Here is a 22,695-nt window from a genome sequence, read left to right as displayed (position 1 = left end):
CAAGGGGCCGCGTTGTGATGGGCACGTACGGCGATGACCCGGCACGTCCTGGGTACGCACCCGCGCGACGGGGCATGAGCAGGGCAGAGGTACGCGAGTGCACGGAGGTACGGATGCGGCGGACGGACACGGAGGGCCACGGACCCGTCCGGTACGGGCCGCCCCCACCGGAGCCGGGCCTCCCTGTCCTGCCCGGCCTCGCGGCGGCCGCCGCCGCGGCCGCGGACCGCTCCCCGTCCGAGCCCGCCGGCGGCGGCCCCGCGCTCCTCGACGCCGCGTGCGGCCACTGGACCCGGCGCGGCCTGCCCGTGGAGCGCGACGGGGTCGCCGCCGCCCCCGGCGCCCCGCCCCTCCTGCTCGCCCTCACCGCGGCACTCGGCGGCGACGTCCTGCTGCCCCGCCCCTGCCCCGCCTGGTGGGCGCCCCAGGCCCGGCTGCTCGGCCGCGGGGTGTACCGCGTGCCGACACCCGCCGAATGCGGCGGCGTCCCCGACCCGTACGCCCTCCTGGAGACCGTCCGCCGGGTCCGCGCCGAAGGCGGCACGCCCCGCCTCCTCGTGCTCTCCGTGGCCGACGACCCGACCGCCACCGTGCCGCCCCCGGAAGTCCTCCACGAGACCGTCGAGGCGGCCGCCGGCGAAGGACTGCACATCGTCAGCGACGAGACCTGGCGCGACACCCTGCACCAGCCCCTGGACACCGTCCTGATCGGACCCGCCGAGATGGACCACGAACGGGTGACCGTCCTCAGCGACCTGACCGGCGCGTTCCTCCCCCCGGCGCTGCCCGCCGCCGTCGCCCGCTTTCCCGCCACCGCCGAAGGCGCCGCCCTGCGCGCCCGCACCCTGGACGTCCTCACCGCGCTCGGCGCGACCCTCGCCGCCCCGGCCGCCGCCGCGGCCTCGTACGCACTCGGCGAACCGGACGAGATCACCGGGCGGCTCGCCGCCGCCGTCCGCCTGCACGCGCGCGTGGCCGCCGCGGCGCGGCGTGCCCTGCTCGCCGGGGGAGCCCTCGTCAGACCCCCGCAGGCGGGCCGCCACCTCTACGCCGACCTGGGCCCCCTGCGGTCCGCGCTCGCCGCGCGGGGCGTCGGTGACGCACAGGACCTGGAGGACTTCCTCACCGAACGGCTCGGCATGCCCGCACCGGGCGGCCACCGCTTCGGCGACGACATCGACGCCCTGCGCGTACGCCTGTCCACCGGGCCGCTCCTCGGCTCCACCCCGGCAGAACGCCTCGCCTCGCTCACCGCGTCCGACCCCCTGGAACTCCCGCACGTGAAAAGGGCGTTGCACACCTTCGGATCGGCCTTCGAAGACCTCCGCGCAGCAGACCGGCGAAGGGAGCCGCCTCGATGACCCAGCAGGCACCGCAGCAGGACCACGGCCGGTACCGGCCGCAGGCGACACGGCCACGTCCCGCCACCGGCCCGGCACCGGACACCCTCGCCCCGCCGCGCCCGCCCGGCGGGACCCGGACGTGGCCGCAGTCGTTCGCCGACCGGCTGACCGCCCCGCTGCCCGGCCTGCGCGGACTCGCCCGGTTCGCCCGCGAGAGCGCCCTGCGACCGCGCCCCGAAGGACTCGCCGACATCCGGCGGCTGCCCTTCGAACCCGGCCCCCTGCCGCACGTCGACGCCCGCACCGTCGCCGTCACCTGGGCCGGACACGCCAGCTGGATCATCCGCATCGGCGGCCTCACCGTCCTCACCGACCCCGTCTGGTCCCGCAAGATCCTCGGCACCCCCGCCCGCATCACGCCCGTCGGCGTCCCCTGGAGCGCCCTGCCGCGCGTCGACGCCGTCGTCATCAGCCACAACCACTACGACCACCTGGACGCGCCGACCCTCAGGAGACTCCCCAGGGACACCCCCGTCTTCGTGCCCGCGGGCCTCGGCCGCTGGTTCACCCGCCGCCGCTTCCGCGACGTCACCGAGCTCGACTGGTGGGAGGGCGCCGAACTGGGCGGCGTGCGCCTGGACTTCGTGCCGGCCCACCACTGGTCCAAGCGGAGCCTCCTCGACACCTGCCGCACGCTGTGGGGCGGCTGGGTGCTCACGGACGCGCGGGGGCAGCGGGTCTACTTCGCGGGCGACACCGGATACGGCCACTGGTTCGAGCGGATCGGCGCCCGCTACCCCGGCATCGACCTCGCGCTCCTGCCGATCGGCGCGTACGACCCCCGGTGGTGGCTGAGCGACGTGCACTGCGACCCCGAAGAGGCGGTGCGCGCGGCCGCCGACCTCGGGGCCCGCCGCATGGCCCCCATGCACTGGGGCACCTTCCTGCTCTCCGCCGAACCGGTGCTCGAACCCCTCACCCGGGTGCGCGCGGCCTGGGAGAGGACGGGGCAGCCGCGCGAGAACCTCTGGGACCTGCCGATCGGCGCGTCACGGGTCCTCTCCCCGCCGGGGCACCCCCGGCCGGACCCGGTCTAGGCGGTGGCGCGGCGCACCTTGCGCCACAGCGTCGGCGCCACGCTGATCAGCACCGTCAGCGCGACCGCCACCGCGACGCCCTCCCACGGCTCCTTGAAGAGGGACCCGCCGAGAATGCCGATCAGCTGGTACGTCACCGCCCACGCCAGGCAGGCGGGCGCATCCCCGCGGGCGAACTGACGCAGCGGCATCTTCGCCATCAGGCACGCCAGCATCACCGGGATGCGGCCCGCGGGGACGAGCCGGGACAGCACGAGGACCATCACGCCGTGGTCCGCCAGCTTCGCCTGCGCCTGCGCGAGACGCTCCTCCGGCGCCCGGTCGCGGATCGCCGCCAGCCAGCGCGACCCGTTCTTGGAACGCATGCCGCGCCGCCCCAGCCAGTACAGGGCCACGTCCCCGAGGAACGCGGCGAGCGCCGCGACGCCGAAGACGACGAGCAGCGCGAACGGCGCCGTCTGATGCACGGCGACCACCGCCGCCGAACTGACCAGCGCGCCCGTCGGCACCACCGGGACCAGCGCGCCGATCACCACGAGAAGGAACAGCGACGGATAGCCGACCGCCTGCTGTGTGCTCTCCGGCGTCACCTGGACCGCCGCGGCGAGCATCACCTGGACACCTCCGGCCGCACGCTCTCCCCGTGCGCCAGCCGGTGCACGGCCACCTCGGGAGCGAGCCGGGCCGCCTGCCGGACGAACTCGTGACCCGGCGCGTGGAACTCGTGCGGACGGACGGCGTCCATGCCGATCGGCCAGTACGTCCCGTAGTGCACGGGAACCGCGCTGTGCGGCGCGATGTGGGCCAGCGCCTGTGCCGCGCGGCCCGCGTCCAGGTGGCCGTGGCCGAGGTAGGGACCCCAGCCGCCGACGGGCAGCAGCGCCACGTCGACGGGGCCCACCTCCTCGGCCATCCCGTCGAACAGTCCGGTGTCCCCGGCGAAGTACGTGCGCGCCTCACCGGCCACCACATAGCCGAGGGCGGGCGAACGGTGCGGGCCGACGGGCAGCCTGCGCCCGTCGTGCAGCGCGGACACCACCCGTACGACGAGATCGCCGACCGGCACCTCGTCGCCCGGCACGACCTCGGTGAAGCGCAGGTGGGGCAGTCTGCGGGCCAGACCCGGCACCGACCGCGCCGTCCCGCGCGGGACCAGCGCCCGGGTGCCCGGCGCGAGCCGGGCGAGCGAGGGCACATGCAGATGGTCGGCGTGCAGATGCGAGAGCAGCACGACGTCGGCGACCGCCGCGAGCGGCGGCGGCAGCGCGCCTCTGCGACGCCGCAGATGCGCGAGGCGGCGGGCGAAGAGGGGGTCGGTCAGTACGCGGACGCCCGAGTCCTCGACCGTGCAAGTGGCGTGACCCCACCATGTGACCTCGACGGGCACCCGGTTCCTCCTTCGTGCGACTGTCTCCGAGCCTACGGCCAGGAGTAGGGTCAGCGGCTGAGACCGAAGGTCAGGGGGGACGCCGTGGGAGATGCCGTGGGCACCGCCGTCGTACGCGTCGCGGCGATCGCCAGCCTGACGCCCCTGGAGGAGCTCGAGGCCGACCCCTTCCTGGTCGACTCGCGCAGCCAGCACGCGATGTGCGCGCGATGGGCCGCCGCACAGGGGTACGTGATCACCCGGGAGCTCGTCGTACGCGGGCTGCGCGCCGACCACGCGATGCTGTGGGGCGACATCGAGGCGGGCCTCGTCGACCTCTTCGTCGTGCCGAGCCGCCGAGTCCTGGAGCGGGCGCTCAGATCCGCTGACGAGTTCACCGCGGAGTGCGCGCGGCGGGGGGTGCGCATCGAGACGGCGGGGCTCGCCGAACCGGCGTACGACTCCCAGATGAAGGCGAGCGTGCACCGCAGACTCTCCATGCCGACGGCGGGCTACGACGGCCGCTAAGCCCTGGGCCCCTCCGACCCGGCCCTCTCCACCGCTTCGCGGCGGTTTGTGACACGCTGGTGGCCGAAATCCGGGGTTCGTGGAAGGGCTGCGCGTGGGGCAAGGGCGATGGCGGCGGGTCGGCAGCGCTCTGTGGCGCGTGGTCGCCGTGTGGGCCGTCAGCACGCTCACGATGCTCGTGCTGGCCGGCATCCTCCCCGACTTCAAGCTCCAGTCCGCCGACGGCGACAGCGCCACCCGCATCGCGATCACCGCCGCCCTCGGCGCCGGCGCCTTCGGACTGCTGTCGGCGCTGGTGTGGCCCCTGCTCGTCCGCGCCCTGCTGCTCGTGCCCGCCCTCGTCCTCGGGCTGCTCGCCTTCTTCCTCAACGGGTCCCTGCTCCTGCTCGCCCTGAGCCTCATCCCCGAGGGCCGCGGCGAGGCGGGCGCGGAGACCGCCGTCGTCGTCGCCGCCGTGATGTCCGCCGTCGCCTCGGCCACCGGCGGCGCCCTCGCCGTACGCGACGACGACGCCTACCGCCGCAGGCTGTACCGGCTCGCCGACCGGCGCAGACGCCGCCGCCCCGACAGCATGCCGGGGCCCACCGGCCCCGGCACCGTCTTCATCCAGCTCGACGGCGTCGGCCACGACGTCCTCACCCACGCCGTCGCCAAGGGACTCATGCCCACCGTCGCCCGCTGGCTCGGCGACGAGGGGCCCGCCACCCACCGGCTCACCCCCTGGCGCACCGACTGGTCGAGCCAGACCGGCGCCAGCCAGCTCGGCATCCTGCACGGCTCCAACCACGACGTCCCCGCCTTCCGGTGGTACGAGAAGGACACCGGCGAGGTCATGGTGAGCAACCGGCCCGCCTCCGCCGTCGAACTGCAGCGGCGGGCCGCCGAGCGCACCGGCGACGGCGGGCTCCTCACCGTCGACGGCGCGAGCCGCGGCAACCTGTTCAGCGGCGGCGCCGAGCAGCTCGCCCTCGTCCTGTCCGTGGCGGCGCGACGGGGCAAGGAGAACCGGTCGCGGGCCGGGTACTTCGCGTACTTCTCCGACCCCGCCAACGCCGTCCGCACCGCCCTCTCCTTCGTCGCCGAGGTCTTCCGTGAGATCGGCGAGTCCACCCGCGCCCGGTTCAGGCGGTGCCGCCCACGGGTGAGCCGCGGCGGCCTCTACCCGTTCATCCGGGCCTTCGCGACCGTCGTCGAACGCGACGTCGTGGTCGCCGCCGTCCTCGGGGACATGCTCGCCGGACGCAGCGCGGTCTACGCCGACCTCGTCGCGTACGACGAAGTGGCGCACCACTCCGGGCCGACCGGCAAGGACGTCGAGAAGGTCCTGCGGCGCCTCGACCGGTCGCTCGCGCTGCTCGACCAGGTCGCCGAGCACGCGCCGCGCGCCTACCGGATCGTGGTGCTCTCCGACCACGGGCAGAGCCCCGGCGAGACGTTCCGCGCACGCTACGGCCTCACCCTCGGCGACCTGGTCAAGGCCGGCTGCGGGCTGCCCGTGCCGCGCAAGGCACAGCGCACGCACAGCGGCGCGGAGGCCCGGTCGGCCGTGCGGGCGGCGCTGCGCAGGCCCGTCGAGGAGGGCGCCGAGGAGCGCCGCCCGGCCCGCCGCGCCGAACCGATCGTGCTCGCCTCCGGCAACCTCGGGCTCGTGTCGTTCCCCGACGTGCGGCACCGCATGACCCGCGAGGAGATCGACCGCCGCCACCCTGCGCTGCTCCCCACCCTCGCCAACCACCCGGGCATCGGCTTCCTGCTCGTACGCAGCGCGGAGCGGGGCCCGCTCGTGCTCGGGGCGCGCGGCGCCGAGGTGTACCTCGACGAGGACCCCACGGACCCCACGGATCTCGGGCCGCTCGCCGATTTCGGGCCGGGCGCCGCGGACGCCGTGCGGCGCACCGACGGCTTCCCGCACACCGCCGACATCATGGTCAACTCCTGGTACGACCCGGACGACGGCGAAGTCCTCGCGTTCGAGGAGCAGATCGGCTCGCACGGCGGACTCGGCGGGGCACAGTCCCGGCCCTTCCTGCTGTCGCCGCTCGTGCTGTCCGACCCGGTGCCGGACGGGGAGGTGCTGGTCGGTGCCGAACGGGTCCATGACGTGCTGCGGCGCTGGCTGGGGGAGGCCCAGGGGCCGCAGATCCCGATGGCCCTCGACCTGAACGATTCCTTGTTCGACACCCCGGACGACACAGCTTTTGCGGCCCCCGACCATGCCGCGCCGGACAAAACACACTGATTTGGAGCAGCGTCTCCCGTGCCCGACCATGTCTTGCGCCCGGCGATCCCGGGCGCCGGGCACGACGAGAGGCGCACCACCCCATGCACGACACCGGAACCGTTGCACCGTCGGATCCGGCCCCCGACCAGGGAGAACCGGCGCAGCCACCGAGCAAGCACGCCCGGCGCTTCGGGCTTCCGATCGCCACCTGCCTCGTCATGGGCAACATCATCGGCGGCGGCATCTTCCTGCTCCCGGCCTCCGTCGCCCCGTTCGGCACCATCAGCCTCGTCGCCTTCGCGGTGCTGACCGCCGGGGCCATCGCCCTCGCGCTGGTCTTCGGCCGGCTCGCCGAGCGCGACCCGCGCACCGGCGGCCCGTACGTCTACGCCCGCGCCGCCTTCGGCGACTTCGCGGGCTTCCTGGCCGCCTGGTCGTACTGGATCACCACATGGGTGAGCAACGCGGCCCTCGCCGTCGCCGCCGTCGGCTATCTCGACGTCCTCGTCCCCGTCAACGACCACAAGTGGACCGCCTGCCTGGCCGCGCTCGTCCTGCAACTGCTGCCCGCCCTCGCGAACTTCGCGGGCACCCGGTACGTCGGGGCCGTCCAGCTGGTCGCCACCGTACTGAAGTTCCTGCCGCTGCTGCTCGTCGCGGTCGGCGGCCTCTTCTTCTTCGACAGCGCCAACCTCGGGCCCTTCCAGGCGAGTGACGACAGCCCGACGGGAGCCGTCTCGGCCGCCGCCGCGATCCTGCTCTTCTCCTACCTGGGCGTCGAGTCGGCCGCCGTCAGCGCCGGCGAGGTCCGCGACCCGCGCCGCAACGTCGGGCGCGCCACCATCCTCGGCACCCTCGGCGCCGCCCTCGTCTACCTGCTCGGCACGCTCGCCGTCTTCGGGACGGTCGCGCACGACAAGCTGGTCTCCTCCACCGCGCCGTTCTCGGACGCCGTCGACGTGATGTTCGGCGGCTCCTGGGGCGGCACCGCGGTCGCCGTCGCCGCGCTGATCTCGATGGTCGGCGCCCTCAACGGCTGGACGCTGCTGAGCGCCCAGACGCCGTACGCGGCCGCCCAGGACGGCCTGTTCCCGAGCGCGTTCGGCAGGAAGAAGCGCGGCGTGCCGACCGTCGGCGTCCTCGTCACCGTCGTCCTCGCCTCGCTCCTGACCATCTACAACTACACGGCGGGCTCCGCCGGCGTCTTCGAGTCGCTGGTCCTGATCACCACGTTCACGGCGACCGTGCCCTACCTCCTCGCCACCGCCGCGCAGATCTACTTCCTGGTCTCCGGACAGCGCGAGCGCGTCCACCGGGGCCGCCTGGTGCGGGACGGAATCCTGGCGGGCATCGCGTTCGCGTTCTCCATGTGGCTGGTCGCGGGCTCCGGCTACGCGGCCGTCTACCAGGGCGTGCTGTTCCTCTTCGTGGGGGTGCTCGTCTACGCGTGGATGGCGGCCCGCAAGCAGCGGGCCGCCACCGTGAACCACTGAGCGGGTTACCTCGCCAGCGGCGCGACGACCCAGCGGCGTGTCTTGAACATGCCGTCCTGCGAGCCGATCTCGATCAGCTTGCGGGCGGCGGGATACGCCTCGTTGCCCTCCATCTCGTAGCCGACCTCGAACGTGCCGGGGACGTCGCTGACGCGCGGCGCGCGCGCCGCCGCGGCCGCGGCGTGCTCCGGGTCGTCGGCGGTGACCGTCGCGAGCTCGGCGAGCAGCTTGCGCTGCGCCGCGTCGAGCGCCTTGCGCGGGTCGCGCTCCAGCGGCGCCGCCGTGGCCCTGCCGCCCTTGGGCTGCGGCGGAGAGACCTCGGTGCTCGGCTCGCGCATGATGCCGGTGGCCCGGCGGGTGGCGATCTGCGCCTGGACGGCCGTGCCGTCGTTGTCGAGACCGACGCGGATCAGGCCGAGCCCCGGCGTGATGACGGGCACGCCGTCGAAGACCTGCCGGAACGTGACGTGTGTCTGCAACGAGACCGGGCGCCCGATCTCGGCGCCGTCCTTCGTCCCGGAGTTCTGCATCAGGTCGTGCACGCTGTCGACGACCAGCTCGGCGCCCTCGGCGTACCGCTCGGCGATCGCGCGGGCCGCCTCGATCGCCCGCTCCGTGGGCAACTGCTGGGTGTTGCGGTGGTTGGGCTCGGCGAGCCTGACCCAGCGGACGCCCTGCGGGCCGGTGGAGACGATGCGGTCCCCGGAGGTCGCGTTGAGCACGCCGAGCTGGTCGACCTGCACCTCCTGCAGCGCCGCCGACGGGAAGTCGGCCAGCTGCCCGAGCTTGCCGAGCTCGGCGCTCGGGTCACGGGGCGCCAGCTGGACGATCTGCTGCTGCCCGGGGAGCTGGGTGAGCAGCTCCCTGACGCCGTCGCGCGCGTAGTACCAGCGCCACGCGTACCAGTTGTCCGGCACGTGCTCACGGAAGAACTTCTGCTCGGTGTTGAGCCGGTTGATGGCATCGGCCTGCGTGGTGCCGACCGCGGCGACCGAGGGCGCCTGCCCGGGGTAGATGTCCCAGCTCGCGTTGAGCCACGCGTCGCAGTACGTCTGCCCGGACCGCCACTTCTCCCAGAACTTCTTGCCGTAGTCCGGACTGTCGATGCTGACGGTCTCGAACCCGAAGATCATCCGGAAGCCGATGTTGGGCCCGGCCCAGGTGCGGATAGGCGAGTGCCCACCGGTGACTTTGAGCGAGTCACAGGTGGACCAGAAGACATAGTTCGCCTTCTCGTTGCCGAGCGCCATCCGGTTGGAGACGGCGTCGCTGCGCCCGTCCCAGGCGGCGCCGAGCGGCGCGAAGAACACGCCGTTGCCGTCCATGCCCCCGTGACCGGAGTGGTACACGGCGACGACGGCGTCCATGCCGTACCGGTCCTGCCAGTTGTCGTACGTCTCCTCGTACGCCCACACCTGCGCGCCGCCGTCGGCGAACCAGAAGTTGCGGTCGTAGAACTGCTGGAGGTACGCCAGCCAGCCGGTGGCGTCACCATGAGTGTGGTAGAGCGGCGACTGGTTGACGAACTTCTGGATGCTGAAGGCACCCCACCAGCCGAAGGTCGAGTCCCGGTCACCCGCCGCTCCGGGCTTCTCCGGCTCGAGTGGAGACGGACCGTGGTCCGAGTAGTTGATGCGCATGGCCATACCCCCTGAGAGGATCTCCTCGCTGACGTGCGCGAGGGGGCCTCAAAGTGTCACCGTGGACGGTCCTTGCACAGTTGTCATTCCGGCCATAGGCCCCCTGCCACGGGGCCGTTCCCGCACCTCAACGGCCCCTGTGGCGCGGCAGCCCACACAACGTGTTCGTATCGCCCGACGCGCACCTGCACCCACCGCTCGAACACCCCTCGCACGTCCGACGCACCCCACACGGCCCGTTCTCGTCCCGGGCTCCGGCAATGAGAACGTGGATCTTCCGGCACGAGGTACGCGAGCAGGGACTGGAGGTGCGGGTGCTGGTGGCCGGCGCCGGATATGGCCGCGGCGTCCCCTTCCGGCTCGTGCCGCAGGACCGCGGCTGGTCCTACGTCCCGGCCGACGAGGCCAAGGGGGTCGCCCGGCCATCGACCGCCGAGCCGCCGCACGGGCCCGACGACGGCGGCCCGGGGCCGCGCACCCGGCCGCGCCACCGCAGCCTGCCCCGACCGTTGCCCGACCTCGTTGCGCGCGAGCTCGAACGCGGCCTGGGGCCGGCCGGCACTCAGAGCCTGCGCAGGCTCTCACCAGTGCACGGCGGTGAAGTCCACAGGGCGGGGCCGCAGCGTCGCCGTTCTGGCCGTCAACGCCCGTATGCGCCGCGCCATTTCGGCGGCGGGCAGGTGCTTGCGGTCGCCGTGTCCGGGCAGCAGCCACGTGAAGCGGAGCCGTTCGGCCGTGCGGGCCAACGAGGAGGCCAGTTCCTCGATGGAGTACCACGTCACGCTCTCGGCCACCTCGACGTCACCCGTCGACCGCGACCAGTAGAAGCTGTCCCCGCTGAAGCAGTACCGCTCGTCGGCGACGTACAGGACGCTGCCCTTGGTATGGCCGGGCAGCGGGTGGGCGGTGACGCCGTCGGCGACCTCGACGGCGTCCGTGCCGCGCAGGACGCGGTCGGCGTCGGGCGATGCGTCCAGGTCGCCCTCGTGGATCCACAGCCGGGCCCCGAAGCGGTCCGCGTACCTGCGGCCGTGCGCCGCGTGGTCCCGGTGGGTGAGGAGCACGTCGGTGACGGGCCCGATCGCCTCGTACCGCGCGGCCAGCGACGCGCTCCAGCGGGGTGTGTCCACCATCAGCAGGTTCCCCGCGGGGCGGCGCAGCAGATAGGCGTTGGCACCCGCGGTGTGCGGGGAGTTGTGCCCGCAGAACAGGACGGTGTCGTCCACGGGCAGGGGGAAGGGGTCGCGCGTCTCGTCCAGGCGCCCGGAGGCGGGCCGGATGGAGCGGGTGTGGCAGGCGAACGCGGCGGCGTACAGCAGGCGTTCCTCCGCGGCGTCGCGGGGCTGACGCACGACCTCCGAACGGAGCCCGACCTCGTGGACCAGGTCGGGCGCGAGCTGCCGGGCGACGTCGCAGTTGGTGCAGCGGTCGTCCACGGACCAGCCGGTGGTCAAGGGCAGGGGGAGGGGGTCGTTCACGTCGGTCTCGCCTTCTGCGGGGGGCTCTCGTCTCCCCCTAGGGGTAACCCGGGCCCGGTCAGAAGGAGAAGGGGGGCCGGCACTTGTTTCTGGGGGGTGGGGGGTCTCTGAGAGACACGTACGTACGATATGAGGTGCACATGTCAATGAGTCTTCGCGGGTAGCGTGAGCTGCTCAGAAGCCCTGTACCCGGGAACCCGGACGTGCGTCGCCATTTCTTGTCTGTTGCAATCGCCGTCAGTGCGAGTGCCGGACTGCTGCTGACGGGTCACAGCTCGGGTGGTAGTGACGGCGACGCATCCGGCAAGGTTGTTGCGACTCCAAGGACGATCATGACGCGTACCACCCCGCCGCGACCGGTGGACGTCGAGGCACAGTTCCCCGAACTGGCCGGCCACCGAACGATGTGCACGCGGCTCCACCCGCGTCCCGGAACACCGAAGCCGACTGACAGTTCAATCGGCGGCCCCCTCCTGTGGCCTGCACACGAGCCGTGGCCGATCTGCCAAGAGCCGCATGTGCGAGACAAAGGGCGGCGCGTTGATGACGTACATCAGGAACGTTCCATCCTGCATGAGGCATGGCGGCGCCATCCCGAGACGGGACCTTCGACGGAGGATCTGGCCGCACTGTCGTCGCTGCGGCAGGAGTATCGCGTCCCAGGCATGGAGGAGACCGACCAGACCCCCCTCCTCCCGTTGGCCCAACTGTTCGCCAAGGACGTCCCCGGCCTCATGCCCCCCGATGGTTGTGATCTCCTTCAGGTGCTGTGGTGCCCGTTCGACGCGCATGGCACCCCACGCACTCCGGGCATTCAACTGCGGTGGCGGGACTCGGGCGAGTGCGGCGAGGTGCTCGAGACGTATCCGGTTCCTGAGGTCGTCGGCAGCGAGGGGTATGTGCCCGAGCCCTGCACGGTGGCGCCTGAGAGGGTGACGGAGCACGAATATCAAGAGCTCCTGAGCGAGAACCTGCAATATCGAATTGAGCAATGGGAAGAAGAGCGAGAGGAAGAGGCTGAGGAATCCGGCGACGAGGACGATGTCGTCACCTATCACCATGACCTTTCCATTGCACCAGGGTGGAAGGTCGGGGGCCATGCCTCATGGGGAGTGACCGGACCATTCGAAGACGTCTGCTCTTGTGGCGCCCCCGTGCGGCTCTTGTTGACCATCGCCAGTTACGAATGGGACGGCGGTACGCGTAGCTGGGTCCCCTTGGAAGACCGTGATCTCATCGCTGTGGCGGACGCAAACATCCCTACGCGTGTGACCGTGGGGCGAGGTGGTTCCTTGAATGTCTTCGTGTGTGCTGCAGACGTGTCCCACGGGCACAAACTCAGTTTGCAATGATGGTCGACTACATCGGGGGCAAGCACTGTCCGTGGTGCTCCGCCCGCGTCACGGCCGTAGAAAGTGAATAGATGTCCTACTTTATGCGCGACGTCATGGGGGAAGATATTGGTGATCCCAGTGAGGCGCAAATCCGAGAAATCGTAGCGAGCTTGGCAACGGTGGCGGATGAAGAACACCCGGACGTATCGCTGCAGCATGAGTCGGAATGGTGCCTCAGCGTCTTCGCCGACCGGACGCTGTGGTGGGAGAACGTCGAGGATTCATCGATCGCCGCTCGTCGCATCACACTCGAGTCCTGGGATGAGGTAATCGCTACCCTCCTCAAGCTTTCCCGAGGAGACATTGAGGGAGTGGGCCGGCTCGACTGGCAGGAGTGACGGTGAGCGTCACGTCTATGGACGTGACCTCTAGGGCTCAGATCTCGTTGCGTGACTTCGCCACCGCCTCTGGAGCGTGAGCGAGGACAGCTGAACTCGCAGCGCACAGCTTGGATCACGTTCCTCTGGGCCGCCGACGCTCTCATGGACGCTGCCCGGACGGTGCGGCGTACCGGCGTACAGGTGTGCCGTGCGCCAGGGAAGGTCCCCCCCCCGCGGCTCCCACCCCGCACTGCGAGACCGGGAGATCCAGCAGCACATCTCCCGCGCGTCGCGCGCCCGGGGAGCCCCGCTGCGCCTCACGGGGCATGGAGGCGACCACGCCGTCGTGCCGCCCGCCTCCTACATCCATGCCCTGCTGCGCCGCAATCCCGCACTGGCGCTCCGGCATGCGGCCGGGTTCAAAGCGCAACGGCGCTGGCCGCTGGGCGCGACCGCCCGCGTGCTGCTGAGGGGCGGCTCCTATCCGGACTGGCTGAACACGGCAAGGGGCAGGCAGGCTCCGCGAAGCCGCGCTTCCCCTGCCCCAATGCGAGACGTGGGGGCCGCGGCCGACACTTCCGGAGTGGGCGAGCACACAGGCCGCCGACCAGTTCGCCACATTGCTGCGCTCCGCCGCCGAGCAGACGGTCCCGCTGGCTGGATCCACCAGATGCGGACACGGTGCTGGATGCCTGCCTGTCCGTACGCTCCCACCAGGCGGGTCACTCCTGGTCCTACAGACCCCTGCTGGCCGCTGCGATGGGGGGCTTGGTGCCCGAACACCTCCTGTTGGGGCTGCGACGAGCTCTGCTCAGCCCCGGCCTTCAGACTGGCGGCGGTGCCGAGTTGGAAAACACCCTGGGCGTTGAGGCGTGGCTGCGCGACGTGGCCGCCCACCCCGTACCCGCCTATCTCACCCTCACCCCACGCCATCCGTACCAGGAGCCTACCCTTGACGAACGGGCCCCCATTCATCGTGTGGCACACACAACGTGTTCGTATCGCCCGCCCCGCACCTGCGTCCCCGGCTCGAACACCTCCCGCATGTGGGCCGGCCCTCGCGCGGCCCGTTTCACCCAGGGGCCTTCGACGGCGGACCCGTCGTTTCCACCGGGCGGGCCGTAGCGGGGCCCGTCGCGCGAATCAGCCACAGAGTGGCCGCCAGGCAGAGGGCCGAGGCCGCACCGAGCAGGAGGGGGACCGCTCGCACGCCCGACCATTCGATGGCCTTGCCGAGTACGGGTCCCGCGGCGACGCCGCCCACCATGGACGCGGCGATCACCAGCGCGCCGGCCCGTGCGGCCTGCGGCGCGGCCCGGTTCAGCCACGGCAGCGCGGTGGGGAAGATCGGGGCGATGAAGAGGCCGACTCCCGCGTAGGCGTAGGGGGCGACGTCCGGTATCGCGGCGAGCAGCAGACAGAGGGTCATGCCGGCGCAGGAGACGGTGATGATCGTCTGGGCGGAGACCTTCAGGGCCAGCGGGGCCACCAGGAACCGGCCCACCGTCATCATCAGCCAGTACACCGAGGTGGCGGTGGCGGCGAATCCGGCGCTGTAGCCGACGGTCTCCAAATGTGTGGGCTCCCAGCCGCCCACGCCCGCTTCGATGGCCACGTGCAGGACGTACAGGGCGACGAACATGGTGAGGAGGGCGGCCAGGCTGCGGGTGCGGACCGCGGTACGCGGTCTCGCCGCGGAGGGTTCCTCCGGGGGCGGGGGCGTGTCGCGGATCCCCTTCAGGCACAGCAGGAGCGGCAGGTTCAGCGCGGCGAAGACGAGGAAGACCGTGGTGTACTCGTCCGCGCCCGCGGCGGCGATCACGACGGGGCCGAGGATGGCGCCCACGCCGAAGTGGGCGTTGAGGATGTTGAGCATGGCCGTCGACCGGTGGCCGAAGCCGGTGGCGAAGAGCTGGTTCAGTCCGTAGTCCACGCCGCCGAAGCCGAGCCCCGCGAGCAGCGCCGCGACCAGGGCGAAGGGCCAGTCGGGGGCGAGCGCGAAGCCGACCGCGCCAAGTGCCATGAGGAGGTAGGAACTTCCCAGCAGGACGCGGTTGCCGACACGGCCGTACAGGCGGTCGAAGACCAGGACGCCCGCGACACCGCCGACGAAGTGCGCGCTCAGGCCGAGACCGGCGCCGGACGGCGAGAGGGCGTACTCGTCACGCAGGGCCGGGATGGCCGGTCCGTAGAGGGCCTGCAGCGCGCCGATCAGGACGAAGCCGACGCAGGACGCCACGACGGCCGCCCCCGTGAACGCAAGGGGGCCACTGTCGGCCGAGGCCGTGGACGGGCCCGCTTGTGTTGCGCTGTCGGTCACGCGGACTCCAGGTGTCGGCGCACGATTTCGTGGGCGTAGGCCATGATCGTTCCCTGTGGGCTGATGCCGGTCGCTCCGGGCAGCACGCCGGCGTCGCACACGTGCAGGTTGGTGAAACCGTGCGGTCTGCCGCGGTCGTCGCAGACGCCGCCGCGCTCCGGGCGGGCCATGCGGCAGCCGGCCATGCCGTGGACGGACACGAGTTCCCAGTCGGCGGGGCGCACGTGCGCCGCGTACGCCTCGACGTCGTCCCGGGTGCGCAGGGCGCCGACGCCGCTCGTGGGCGGGATCAGCTCGGTGGCCCCGGCGGCCAGGAGGAGGTGGGCGGTGCGCCGGAACGCGAGGCGCAGCGCGTGGTGGTCGGCGCCCGTCATACGGTGCCGGAGGAACGGCGTACCGCCGACGCCCGTGGTCATCGCCACCGTGCCGTGCAGACGTACCTGCGTGGTGTACGTGGCCAGGTGGGCCCGCGCGTCGAGGCAGGCGTCGACCAGCCGGGGGTCGCGGCCGGCGAGCGCGGCGCCGAGGCTGCCCGCCGTCTGGTTGGCGGGCATGATCAGGATGCCGAGGTCCGAGAACTCCTGGACCTGTGCGGTGAAGATCGTGCCGTGCTGGGCGTCGACGGGCCGGGGGAAGCGGGCGATGGTGCGCAGGTTGACGTGCAGGGCCATGTCCCGCCCCGCGCGCCGTCGTTGGATGCCGCTACGGCGGAGCAGTGCGGGTGAGCCGGTGGCGCCCGCGGCCAGGAAGACGGTGCGGGGGCGGTAGCGCAGGCGCCGCCCGTCGGGCCCGGTCGCCTCGACGGTCCGTACGGCGCCGCGCTCGTGGGTGAGGCGGTCGACCCGCGTGTGGGGGCTGATGACGGCGCCCAGCGCCTCCGCGCGCGGGAGGTAGGACGCGGCCATGCTCTGTTTCGCGCCGCTGGGGCATCCGGTCGCGCACTGGTTGCGGTGCAGACAGCCGGTCACGACGCGCTGAGGGTGCTGCCAGCGCCACCCCTGGGACGACGCGGCCTCGGCCAGGAGGCGGGAGTCGGCGTTGCCGTCGCCGTGCTCCTGGACGATCATGCCGAGCCGGGTGCTGATCTCCGCGAAGTGCCCGCCCAGGGACGGGGTGCGGTATCCGTCGTAGCCGGTCCAGGCGGCCCAGCGGTCGAGCAGCGCCGCGGAGGGCTCCCAGAGCAGACCGCCGTTGATGACCGTGGTGCCTCCGACGCAGCGCCCTTCGGCGAAGGCGATCGGCGGGGCACCAAGGATGGGTGTGGCCCCTCCGTTGCGGTACAGCCGCCGCATCGACGCGGCGGGCGATGCGGCGACCAGCTCCCGGGTGGTGACACGCGGCCCTTCCTCCAGAACCGTCACCGACCGGCCGGCCAGGGCCAGTTCCAGGGCGGCGACGCTGCCGCCGGCGCCGGAGCCGATCACCAGCGCGTCGCACTCGGTCACGGGCACTCCTCCGGAACGGTTGAGCAGCCTGGTCACGACGCCTCTCCCTTCCGCCGGTAGGGAACGCCGCCGTCGGATGCGGCATCGCGTGCGCCGTCGAGCGCTCCATAGAGGGCGAGAGCGGTCGTCGCCCGCAGCAGCTGGGCGTACCCGGGCGCGCGCCGCAGCCGTGTCATGCCCTCACGGACGACTTCCGGTGGCGCGTTCCGGGGCCGTCTGCGCGTGACGGCGTAGAAGGCGACGGGGAACGAACGCAGAGCCAGCGCGACCAAGTGCCGGTGGACGGCCGGCATCCGGGCCACGGTGTGGCGGGTGTGCCGGACCGCGAGGGCGCGGGCCTCCGCCGGCCGGATTGCCGCGTACTCCGCGGCCCAGCAGGCGGGCAGGCCGGAGGCGGTCAGGACGTCGGTGTGGCTCACTTGCCGACCTTTTCCTTGAGCAGGGTGGTGACCAACCGGGTGGCGCCCCGGGCCAGTACATCGTCGAGGGCCTTGAGGAACATGTCCGCCTCGTCGTCCGCGGTCACCAGCGGCGGGGACACGACCAGGGCGATGGCACGGTTGGACCCGAAGAACGTCAGGACGTCGTGGTCGCGGTAGAGGGCGCCGACCACGGCGCCTGTCAGCAGCTTCTCCATCGCCTGCGGGTCCCGGGCCAGGGGGATGGGCAGGGCGGAACGCAGCCGGTCGGGGAGCCGGAAACCGGGATCGAGGAAGACACCGTGCAGGGCGCCCCGGCCGTCGACCCTCTTGACGAGCTTCGGATGGCGGGCAGCGATGTCGCGCAGGCCCTCGCCGAGCCGCCGTCCCAGGGCGCGGGCCCGCCCGGGGAAGTCCTCCTCCACGGCGATGTTGACAGCCTCCAGGGCCGTGGCCGTCTCCTCGCCGAATCCGTAGTACGTGGTGCTGTGCAGGGTGGCGTCGGAGAGGTTGTCGTAGGCGGCGCGGAAGACCGGCTCCCGGCTGATGTAGCCCGAGATGGAGGCCTTGCCGCCGCCGAAGGACTTCGACGTGGTGACGATGTCGGGGACGAGGCCCGGGTGGTGCATGAAGTGGAAGAGCTCCCCGGTCTTGCCCCAGCCCGTGTAGACCTCGTCGAAGATGAGCACGATGTCGCGCTCGGTGCACAGCCGCCGCACCTCCCGGAGGAACTCCGGTGAGCATTCACGCAGGCTGGAGGCGCTGAACGGCTCGATGATCACCGCGTACACGTCCGAGTCCCCCGCGCTCCCCGTGTGCCGCTCCAGGGCGAGCCTGAAGGAGTCGAGGTCGTCGTAGCGGAAGGAGTCGGCGCCCGGGATTCGCGGGTAGGGGAAGTGGATCTCGGGGGAGGCCGTGAGGGTGCCCGCGCCGAGCAGCTTGCCGTGGAAGGAGATGTCGGTGTGCAGGATCGTGCCCCGCCGGCCGCGGTGGTACTTGTACGCCAGCTTCACGGCCCCTTCCACGGCTTCCGCCCCGGAGTTGGGGAAGTAGCTGATGCTGAGGTCGCCCGGGAGCAGCTCGGCCAGGTTGTGGCCGAGGGCCGCGACGTACGGCGAGAGGTAGTTCTTGTGCACTTCCATGCGGCGGGCGTCCTGGAAGCGGCGTCTTGCGGCGAGGATGCGGGGGTGGTTGTGGCCGTGGTTGAGCACGCCCACCCCGCCGGTGAAGTCCAGGACGCGGCGTCCGTCCCGGAGGTGGATCCACGCACCCTGCGCGTGGTCGACGAGGTCGCGGCCGAAGCCGAAGGAGCCGATGAGGGAGACCTGGCTGCGGCTGACATGCCCGCGGTACAGCTCGTGCACCCGGTCGGAGGTCATGTTCTCGCAGTCGTCCAGCGTGAGGAGTTCAGACATCGGCGCTCCCGGCGGCGTCGGAGGAGGAGCGGGCCGGTGCCCCGGCGCGGTCGCCGATCAGCCGTCCGGCCCGGCGCCCGTCCCGGACGGCGTAGTTGGTGCCGCGGTCCTCGGGGAAGACCTGGGCCATGCCCGCGAGGTAGAGGCCGGGGACGGCGGAGTCCACCGGCGGCATGACGCGGCTGTAGTGGGGCGTGATGACCGGCTGGGCGTAGGGGGCACGCCAGACGTGGTAGCGCCGGACCCACTCGCGGCGGAAGTCGGGGAACATGCGCTGGATGTGCGGCAGGCTGTGGTCGAAGACCTCTTCGTCGCTCATGCGGTAGAGCTCGGCGTCGGTCGGCAGGTACTTGGACAGGTAGACCACGTGCCGGCCCTCGTAGCGTTCGGGCCGGTCGAGGTTGGTGTGCTCGATGACTCCCACGTAGGGGAAGTCGGGGTCGTTGACGTTCAGCCAGTACGTGTCGGACAGCTTCCTGTCGTTCTCGAGGACCAGGCAGACGTTGCCGAGGTAGTCGACGGCGTCCCAGCGACGGCGGGTCTCCGGCACGGCGGGGTGGTCCGCCGTGCCGTGCCGCAGCAGCCCGGCCGCGATCTGTGGCGCCGCGGTGACGAGGACCTGGCGGGCGGGGTGGAAGCCCTCGGCGGTGGCGACGCCGGTGACTCCCCGCTCGTCCGAGTGGACGGCCTCGGCGGCCTGGCCGGTGACGATCTCCACGCCCAGGGACGTGAGGCGCTCGTGCAACGCGGTCAGCAGCGCCTCGCAGCCGCCCTTGATGTAGTAGAGCGTTTCCCGGCCGGACTTGGTGCGGCTGCCACCGCGCAGGTGGAGCTTGGTCCACATCCAGGTGGCACCGACCTGGTCGGCGTATTTGCCGAACTTCCCTTCCAGCAGGGGGCGCCAGACCACCTCGTACACCCGTCGGCCGCCGAGGGAGATCAGCCACTCACGGGCGGTCCGTGCCTCCAGCTCGCGCCAGTGGCGGACGCGGCGGGCGCGCAGCGCCAGCAGTCCGAGGCGGATGCGGTCCACGAACGGCAAGGGGGCGAACCGCAGCAGGTCCAGCGGGGCCGAGAGCCGGTAGACCGAGTTGGCGAAGTAGACACCGGTACGGGTCTCGTGCGCCTCGACCAGGTGGGAGATGCCCAACTGCTCGCACAGGCGCAGCATTTCGCCGTCCGAGGCGAACCAGTGGTGGTAGAAGCGTTCCAGCCTGGTGTTGCCGACGGCGAAGCTCGCGGCCAGGCCGCCGATGGAGTCCTCGCTCTCGATGACACGGCAGCGCATCCCCTGCGCGGCCAGTTCCAGAGCCGCCGAAAGGCCGGTGAAGCCCGCGCCGATGATGACGACGTCCACGGGAGCCGGCGCGTGCCCGCTGCCCTGTTCCATCTGGGTGTTCATGGTGCGCAGCCCTCCACGACCGGGACCGGACAAGAAGCACGGGTGAACTGTTCTTCGATGATGTAGTCGGGGCGGTTCTGCACCTGGCGGAGCACGGCGTGCAGATACTCGCCGAGCACCCCGAGAGCGAGCGCTTGGATGGCGAAGCCGCAGGAGCGGGTCAGTGGCCCCGGCGTCCTTCGGACCGAGGAGAGGGCGAGACCGCCGACGAGCGCGGAGACTCCCGCGTAACTGGTCACGCGCAGCGGTGCGACGGAGCCCGCGAGCATGCCGCGCCGGGACAGGGCGAGCATTTTGCGCAGGGTGTACTTCGACTCGCCGGCGAACCGGGGGTCGCGGTCGTACTCGATGCTCGTCTCCGGGTGGCCGAACCAGCTGATGGCGCCCCGCAGGAACAGGTTCCTGTCGTCCAGGTCGGCCAGACCGCGCACCACGGCGCGGTCCAGCAGGCGGAAGTCGCCCGTGTCCAGGGCGAGCGGGTGGTCGGACAGCGCGTTGAGGAGCCGGTAGAAGACGTAGGCGCTGGCCTTCTTGAAGGCGGTCTCGCCCGCGCGCCGACGGCGTTTGGCGGAGACCACGGCCCACCCGTCCCGCCAGAGGCCGACCATCTCCGGTATGAGTTCGGGCGGGTCCTGCAGATCCGCGTCGATGACGACCACCGCGTCCCCGCCGGCGGACCGCAGACCGGCCAGACAGGCCGCCTGGTGGCCGAAGTTCCGGCTCAGCCTGATGGCGCGGACGCGATCGTCCTGCTGGGCGAGGGACAACAGAATCTTCCAGGTGTCGTCCGCGCTGCCGTCGTCGACGTAGACGATCTCGGTGTGGCCGGCGTCGAGCTTGTCTGCCGCGGCGCTCAGCCGTTCGTGCGTGTGCAGAAGCACTTCTGCTTCGTTGTAGCAGGGGACGACGATGCTGATCATCGGGTCGTCGCCATCCGGTGCCACTTCTGGTTGTCGCCGCCGTTGCAGCTCCACTGCTGAAGGTGTGCGCCGTTCCAGGTGCCCCACTCGGCGACGTCCAGGCACTTCTCGCTGTGCCGCGCGGCGAGGTGGACGTAGTCGCTGGTGTCGGACTCCTGCACCTTCCACTGCTGGGACGTCGAGCCGTCGCAGGCGTTCTGCACCGCCCGCGCGCCGTCGGCGGTGGAGGCGTCGCTCACGTCGAGACACTTGCCGCTGTGGCGGGCCATGATCTGGACGTAACCGGTGCCAAGCTCCTTGAGCCAGAAGTGCTGGTTGACCTCACCGCCGCAGTTCCACTGACTGACGGGGGTGCCGTCCTTCGTCTCGAAGCCGGTGACATCGGCGCACTTGCCGCTGTTGCGGGCGGACAGCGCCTCCCACTTCGCGTCGAGGCCGGTCACGGTGCCGGCGGCGGTGTCGATGGTGAGCTCGGGGGAGTAGCCCATGGTCATGGTGGTGCTGGTGGGGAACTCCAGCGGCAGCCATACGTACTGCGACTCGTTGACCTTGCCGCCCCACGCGCCGGCCCAGCGGTCGCCCATGTACATGTAGCTGGTCCCCTTCTTGCCCTGGATCGGCAACACGAAGGTGGTCTGGCTGCGGTACGTCGTGGAGTCACCGACGTCCTTGAGGCCGCTCCATTCGCCGGTGATGCTGTCGGCGGTGGCGTACTTCTGCTGGTTGGGCGGCCAGCCCGTGGAGCCGGAGGTGAGCAGGAAGTAGACCCCGTCGCGCTTGAACATCGCGGGCGCCTCCCGCGACTGCCCGGCCCAGAGTTTCTGCACCTGGGCGTCGATCCCGGTGTAGTCGGCCGTGAGGCGGTAGATGTGCAGGTCGGTGTTCTCGTTGGCGGCGGAGATCATGTAGCCCGTGCCGTCGGTGTCGACGAAGGCGGTGATGTCACGGGACATGTGGCCCTCGGGCCGGAAGCTCCCCTTCCAGGCGTAGTCCCCGTCGACGGTGTCCGACACGGCCACGGCGGCGCGGGCCTCGCCGTAGTCGGTGGGGCTGGCCTCCTTGTGCATCCACAGCACGAACTTGCCGGTCGACTTGTTGTAAATCACCTTCGGCCGCTCGATGTTGGCACCCGCCAGCTCCGGATCGCTCTTCTCGGTCAGCACGTGGTTGCGGAACTCCCACGTCTTCAGATCGGTGGAGCGGTACGCGGATACGTACCGGAAGCTGTTGTCGGTGTTCCGGTTCTCGCCGAACCAGTAGTAGTGGTTCTCCACCTTGAACACGCCGCCGCCGTGGGCGTTCACGGGCTCGCCGTTCGGATCGGTGAACTGCGTTCCGTTGGGGATGGTGGCCGGATCCGCCCGGGCGGTCCCCGCGACGGCCGACAGGGAGAGCAGGAGGGCGACAACGGCGGAGAGTACGGCCGCCGTTGTGGATAACTTCAGTCGCATGGCGCGATACCTCGCATGGGGGGTCGACGGTCTGGGAGAGCCGACGTTTACGTAAACATCGCCTACTCATGTTTACGTAAACACGAGCGGTTGGCGGAAAGTCTGCGAGAACTCGGCTGCTGGGTCAAGGAGTTGAACGAATCTTTCGCTCGGCGTGCCCGCCCGTGATTCTCTGCCCGGACGGCCGGGAGGCGGGCGGCACGGGCGTAGCGTGGAGACGTGGCGGCCGCCGCCCCCTCGGGTGACGGCGGCCGCCCGGAGCAAGAGGAGAGACGAGTTCTCGTCGGACTCTCGCGCACCGTCCTCCATGGGGACGCGGGAGTTCCCTCAGGAGGGCGCGGGCTGGAGCCGTGTTGTCGGCGGTGCGGCTCCAGCCGCACATGGGGCATCCGGGCGCCGCTGTACCGCGTGCGGGCAGGCAGCTGGGATGCCGGTGTTGTCAC

General features: G+C 71.5%; 18 protein-coding genes. 7 read left to right on the top strand and 11 right to left on the bottom strand.

Annotation, left to right across the window (positions count from 1 at the left end; translation table 11 throughout):
• Window positions 1-113: 113 nt before the first annotated feature.
• Together AB0N81_RS23505 and AB0N81_RS23500 are read left to right on the top strand one after the other, a co-directional pair.
• Window positions 114-1,361 (top strand): aminotransferase class I/II-fold pyridoxal phosphate-dependent enzyme, encoded by a 1,248-nt coding sequence (locus tag AB0N81_RS23505; protein ID WP_365361612.1) that lies wholly within the window; start codon window positions 114-116, stop codon window positions 1,359-1,361.
• Window positions 1,358-2,440, top strand: coding sequence for an MBL fold metallo-hydrolase (locus tag AB0N81_RS23500; protein WP_365361354.1), 1,083 nt, complete (start codon window positions 1,358-1,360; stop codon window positions 2,438-2,440). Before AB0N81_RS23505 ends, AB0N81_RS23500 begins: the two co-directional genes overlap by 4 nt.
• Here the strand turns inward: AB0N81_RS23500 and AB0N81_RS23495 are convergent.
• Both AB0N81_RS23495 and AB0N81_RS23490 read right to left on the bottom strand, forming a co-directional pair.
• The gene (locus tag AB0N81_RS23495) at window positions 2,437-3,051 is read right to left on the bottom strand and encodes a VTT domain-containing protein (protein WP_365361352.1); all 615 of its coding nucleotides are present in this window, start codon (window positions 3,049-3,051) and stop codon (window positions 2,437-2,439) included. The genes AB0N81_RS23500 and AB0N81_RS23495 overlap by 4 nt on opposite strands.
• Entirely contained in the window at window positions 3,051-3,827 is a 777-nt protein-coding gene (locus AB0N81_RS23490; RefSeq protein ID WP_365361350.1) for an MBL fold metallo-hydrolase, read from the bottom strand. Before AB0N81_RS23490 ends, AB0N81_RS23495 begins: the two co-directional genes overlap by 1 nt.
• Window positions 3,828-3,911: 84 nt before the next feature.
• Between AB0N81_RS23490 and AB0N81_RS23485 the strand changes: the two genes are divergently transcribed.
• The 3 genes from AB0N81_RS23485 (at window position 3,912) to AB0N81_RS23475 (ending at window position 8,048) form a co-directional block, all read left to right on the top strand.
• The gene (locus AB0N81_RS23485) at window positions 3,912-4,334 is read left to right on the top strand and encodes a hypothetical protein (RefSeq protein ID WP_365361348.1); all 423 of its coding nucleotides are present in this window, start codon (window positions 3,912-3,914) and stop codon (window positions 4,332-4,334) included.
• 94 nt (window positions 4,335-4,428) lie between these two features.
• Window positions 4,429-6,573, top strand: coding sequence for a phage holin family protein (locus AB0N81_RS23480; RefSeq protein WP_365361346.1), 2,145 nt, complete (start codon window positions 4,429-4,431; stop codon window positions 6,571-6,573).
• Window positions 6,574-6,656: 83 nt separating this feature from the next.
• A complete protein-coding gene (locus AB0N81_RS23475; protein ID WP_365361344.1) occupies window positions 6,657-8,048 on the top strand; it encodes an amino acid permease in 1,392 nt (463 codons plus the stop codon).
• 5 nt (window positions 8,049-8,053) lie between these two features.
• Here AB0N81_RS23475 and AB0N81_RS23470 read toward each other — a convergent pair whose 3' ends face one another.
• A complete protein-coding gene (locus AB0N81_RS23470; RefSeq protein ID WP_365361342.1) occupies window positions 8,054-9,688 on the bottom strand; it encodes a DUF6345 domain-containing protein in 1,635 nt (544 codons plus the stop codon).
• A 581-nt stretch (window positions 9,689-10,269) separates the two neighbouring features.
• Window positions 10,270-11,166, bottom strand: coding sequence for an MBL fold metallo-hydrolase (locus AB0N81_RS23465; protein WP_365361340.1), 897 nt, complete (start codon window positions 11,164-11,166; stop codon window positions 10,270-10,272).
• Window positions 11,167-11,498: 332 nt separating this feature from the next.
• Between AB0N81_RS23465 and AB0N81_RS23460 the strand changes: the two genes are divergently transcribed.
• Complete coding sequence (locus tag AB0N81_RS23460) at window positions 11,499-12,518, top strand: hypothetical protein (protein WP_365361338.1); 1,020 nt, start codon at window positions 11,499-11,501, stop codon at window positions 12,516-12,518.
• A 71-nt stretch (window positions 12,519-12,589) separates the two neighbouring features.
• Complete coding sequence (locus AB0N81_RS23455) at window positions 12,590-12,898, top strand: hypothetical protein (protein ID WP_365361336.1); 309 nt, start codon at window positions 12,590-12,592, stop codon at window positions 12,896-12,898.
• Between the two features lie 1,054 nt (window positions 12,899-13,952).
• On the opposite strand, the gene AB0N81_RS23450 is transcribed toward AB0N81_RS23455, so the two are convergent.
• The 7 genes from AB0N81_RS23450 to AB0N81_RS23420 form a co-directional block, all read right to left on the bottom strand.
• Window positions 13,953-15,119, bottom strand: coding sequence for an MFS transporter (locus tag AB0N81_RS23450; protein ID WP_365361610.1), 1,167 nt, complete (start codon window positions 15,117-15,119; stop codon window positions 13,953-13,955).
• 77 nt (window positions 15,120-15,196) lie between these two features.
• Entirely contained in the window at window positions 15,197-16,681 is a 1,485-nt protein-coding gene (locus tag AB0N81_RS23445) for a GMC family oxidoreductase (RefSeq protein ID WP_365361334.1), read from the bottom strand.
• Window positions 16,678-17,064 (bottom strand): hypothetical protein, encoded by a 387-nt coding sequence (locus AB0N81_RS23440; protein WP_365361332.1) that lies wholly within the window; start codon window positions 17,062-17,064, stop codon window positions 16,678-16,680. The genes AB0N81_RS23445 and AB0N81_RS23440 overlap by 4 nt, the downstream gene beginning before the upstream one ends.
• Complete coding sequence (locus AB0N81_RS23435) at window positions 17,061-18,479, bottom strand: aspartate aminotransferase family protein (protein ID WP_365361330.1); 1,419 nt, start codon at window positions 18,477-18,479, stop codon at window positions 17,061-17,063. Before AB0N81_RS23435 ends, AB0N81_RS23440 begins: the two co-directional genes overlap by 4 nt.
• A complete protein-coding gene (locus tag AB0N81_RS23430) occupies window positions 18,472-19,881 on the bottom strand; it encodes an NAD(P)/FAD-dependent oxidoreductase (RefSeq protein WP_365361328.1) in 1,410 nt (469 codons plus the stop codon). Before AB0N81_RS23430 ends, AB0N81_RS23435 begins: the two co-directional genes overlap by 8 nt.
• Window positions 19,878-20,801 carry a glycosyltransferase family 2 protein gene (locus tag AB0N81_RS23425; RefSeq protein ID WP_365361326.1) on the bottom strand — a complete coding sequence of 308 codons (924 nt, stop codon included), beginning with the start codon at window positions 20,799-20,801 and terminating at the stop codon, window positions 19,878-19,880. Before AB0N81_RS23425 ends, AB0N81_RS23430 begins: the two co-directional genes overlap by 4 nt.
• The gene (locus tag AB0N81_RS23420) at window positions 20,798-22,252 is read right to left on the bottom strand and encodes an RICIN domain-containing protein (protein ID WP_365361324.1); all 1,455 of its coding nucleotides are present in this window, start codon (window positions 22,250-22,252) and stop codon (window positions 20,798-20,800) included. Before AB0N81_RS23420 ends, AB0N81_RS23425 begins: the two co-directional genes overlap by 4 nt.
• Between the last annotated feature and the right edge of the window lie 443 nt (window positions 22,253-22,695).

This window comes from Streptomyces sp. NPDC093510, assembly GCF_040683555.1.
Taxonomy (GTDB): domain Bacteria; phylum Actinomycetota; class Actinomycetes; order Streptomycetales; family Streptomycetaceae; genus Streptomyces.
This window is presented reverse-complemented; position numbering and strand designations above follow the sequence as displayed.

What these genes read in the sequence shown, in the direction of transcription:
- AB0N81_RS23470 (WP_365361342.1), bottom strand. Translation starts at nt 9,688, where the DNA reads ATGCGCATCAACTACTCGGACCACGGTCCGTCTCCACTCGAGCCGGAG.
- AB0N81_RS23435 (WP_365361330.1), bottom strand. Translation starts at nt 18,479, where the DNA reads ATGTCTGAACTCCTCACGCTGGACGACTGCGAGAACATGACCTCCGAC.
- AB0N81_RS23500 (WP_365361354.1), top strand. Translation starts at nt 1,358, where the DNA reads ATGACCCAGCAGGCACCGCAGCAGGACCACGGCCGGTACCGGCCGCAG.
- AB0N81_RS23475 (WP_365361344.1), top strand. Translation starts at nt 6,657, where the DNA reads ATGCACGACACCGGAACCGTTGCACCGTCGGATCCGGCCCCCGACCAG.
- AB0N81_RS23505 (WP_365361612.1), top strand. Translation starts at nt 114, where the DNA reads ATGCGGCGGACGGACACGGAGGGCCACGGACCCGTCCGGTACGGGCCG.
- AB0N81_RS23430 (WP_365361328.1), bottom strand. Translation starts at nt 19,881, where the DNA reads ATGAACACCCAGATGGAACAGGGCAGCGGGCACGCGCCGGCTCCCGTG.
- AB0N81_RS23455 (WP_365361336.1), top strand. Translation starts at nt 12,590, where the DNA reads ATGTCCTACTTTATGCGCGACGTCATGGGGGAAGATATTGGTGATCCC.
- AB0N81_RS23495 (WP_365361352.1), bottom strand. Translation starts at nt 3,051, where the DNA reads ATGCTCGCCGCGGCGGTCCAGGTGACGCCGGAGAGCACACAGCAGGCG.
- AB0N81_RS23420 (WP_365361324.1), bottom strand. Translation starts at nt 22,252, where the DNA reads ATGCGACTGAAGTTATCCACAACGGCGGCCGTACTCTCCGCCGTTGTC.
- AB0N81_RS23425 (WP_365361326.1), bottom strand. Translation starts at nt 20,801, where the DNA reads ATGATCAGCATCGTCGTCCCCTGCTACAACGAAGCAGAAGTGCTTCTG.
- AB0N81_RS23460 (WP_365361338.1), top strand. Translation starts at nt 11,499, where the DNA reads ATGACGCGTACCACCCCGCCGCGACCGGTGGACGTCGAGGCACAGTTC.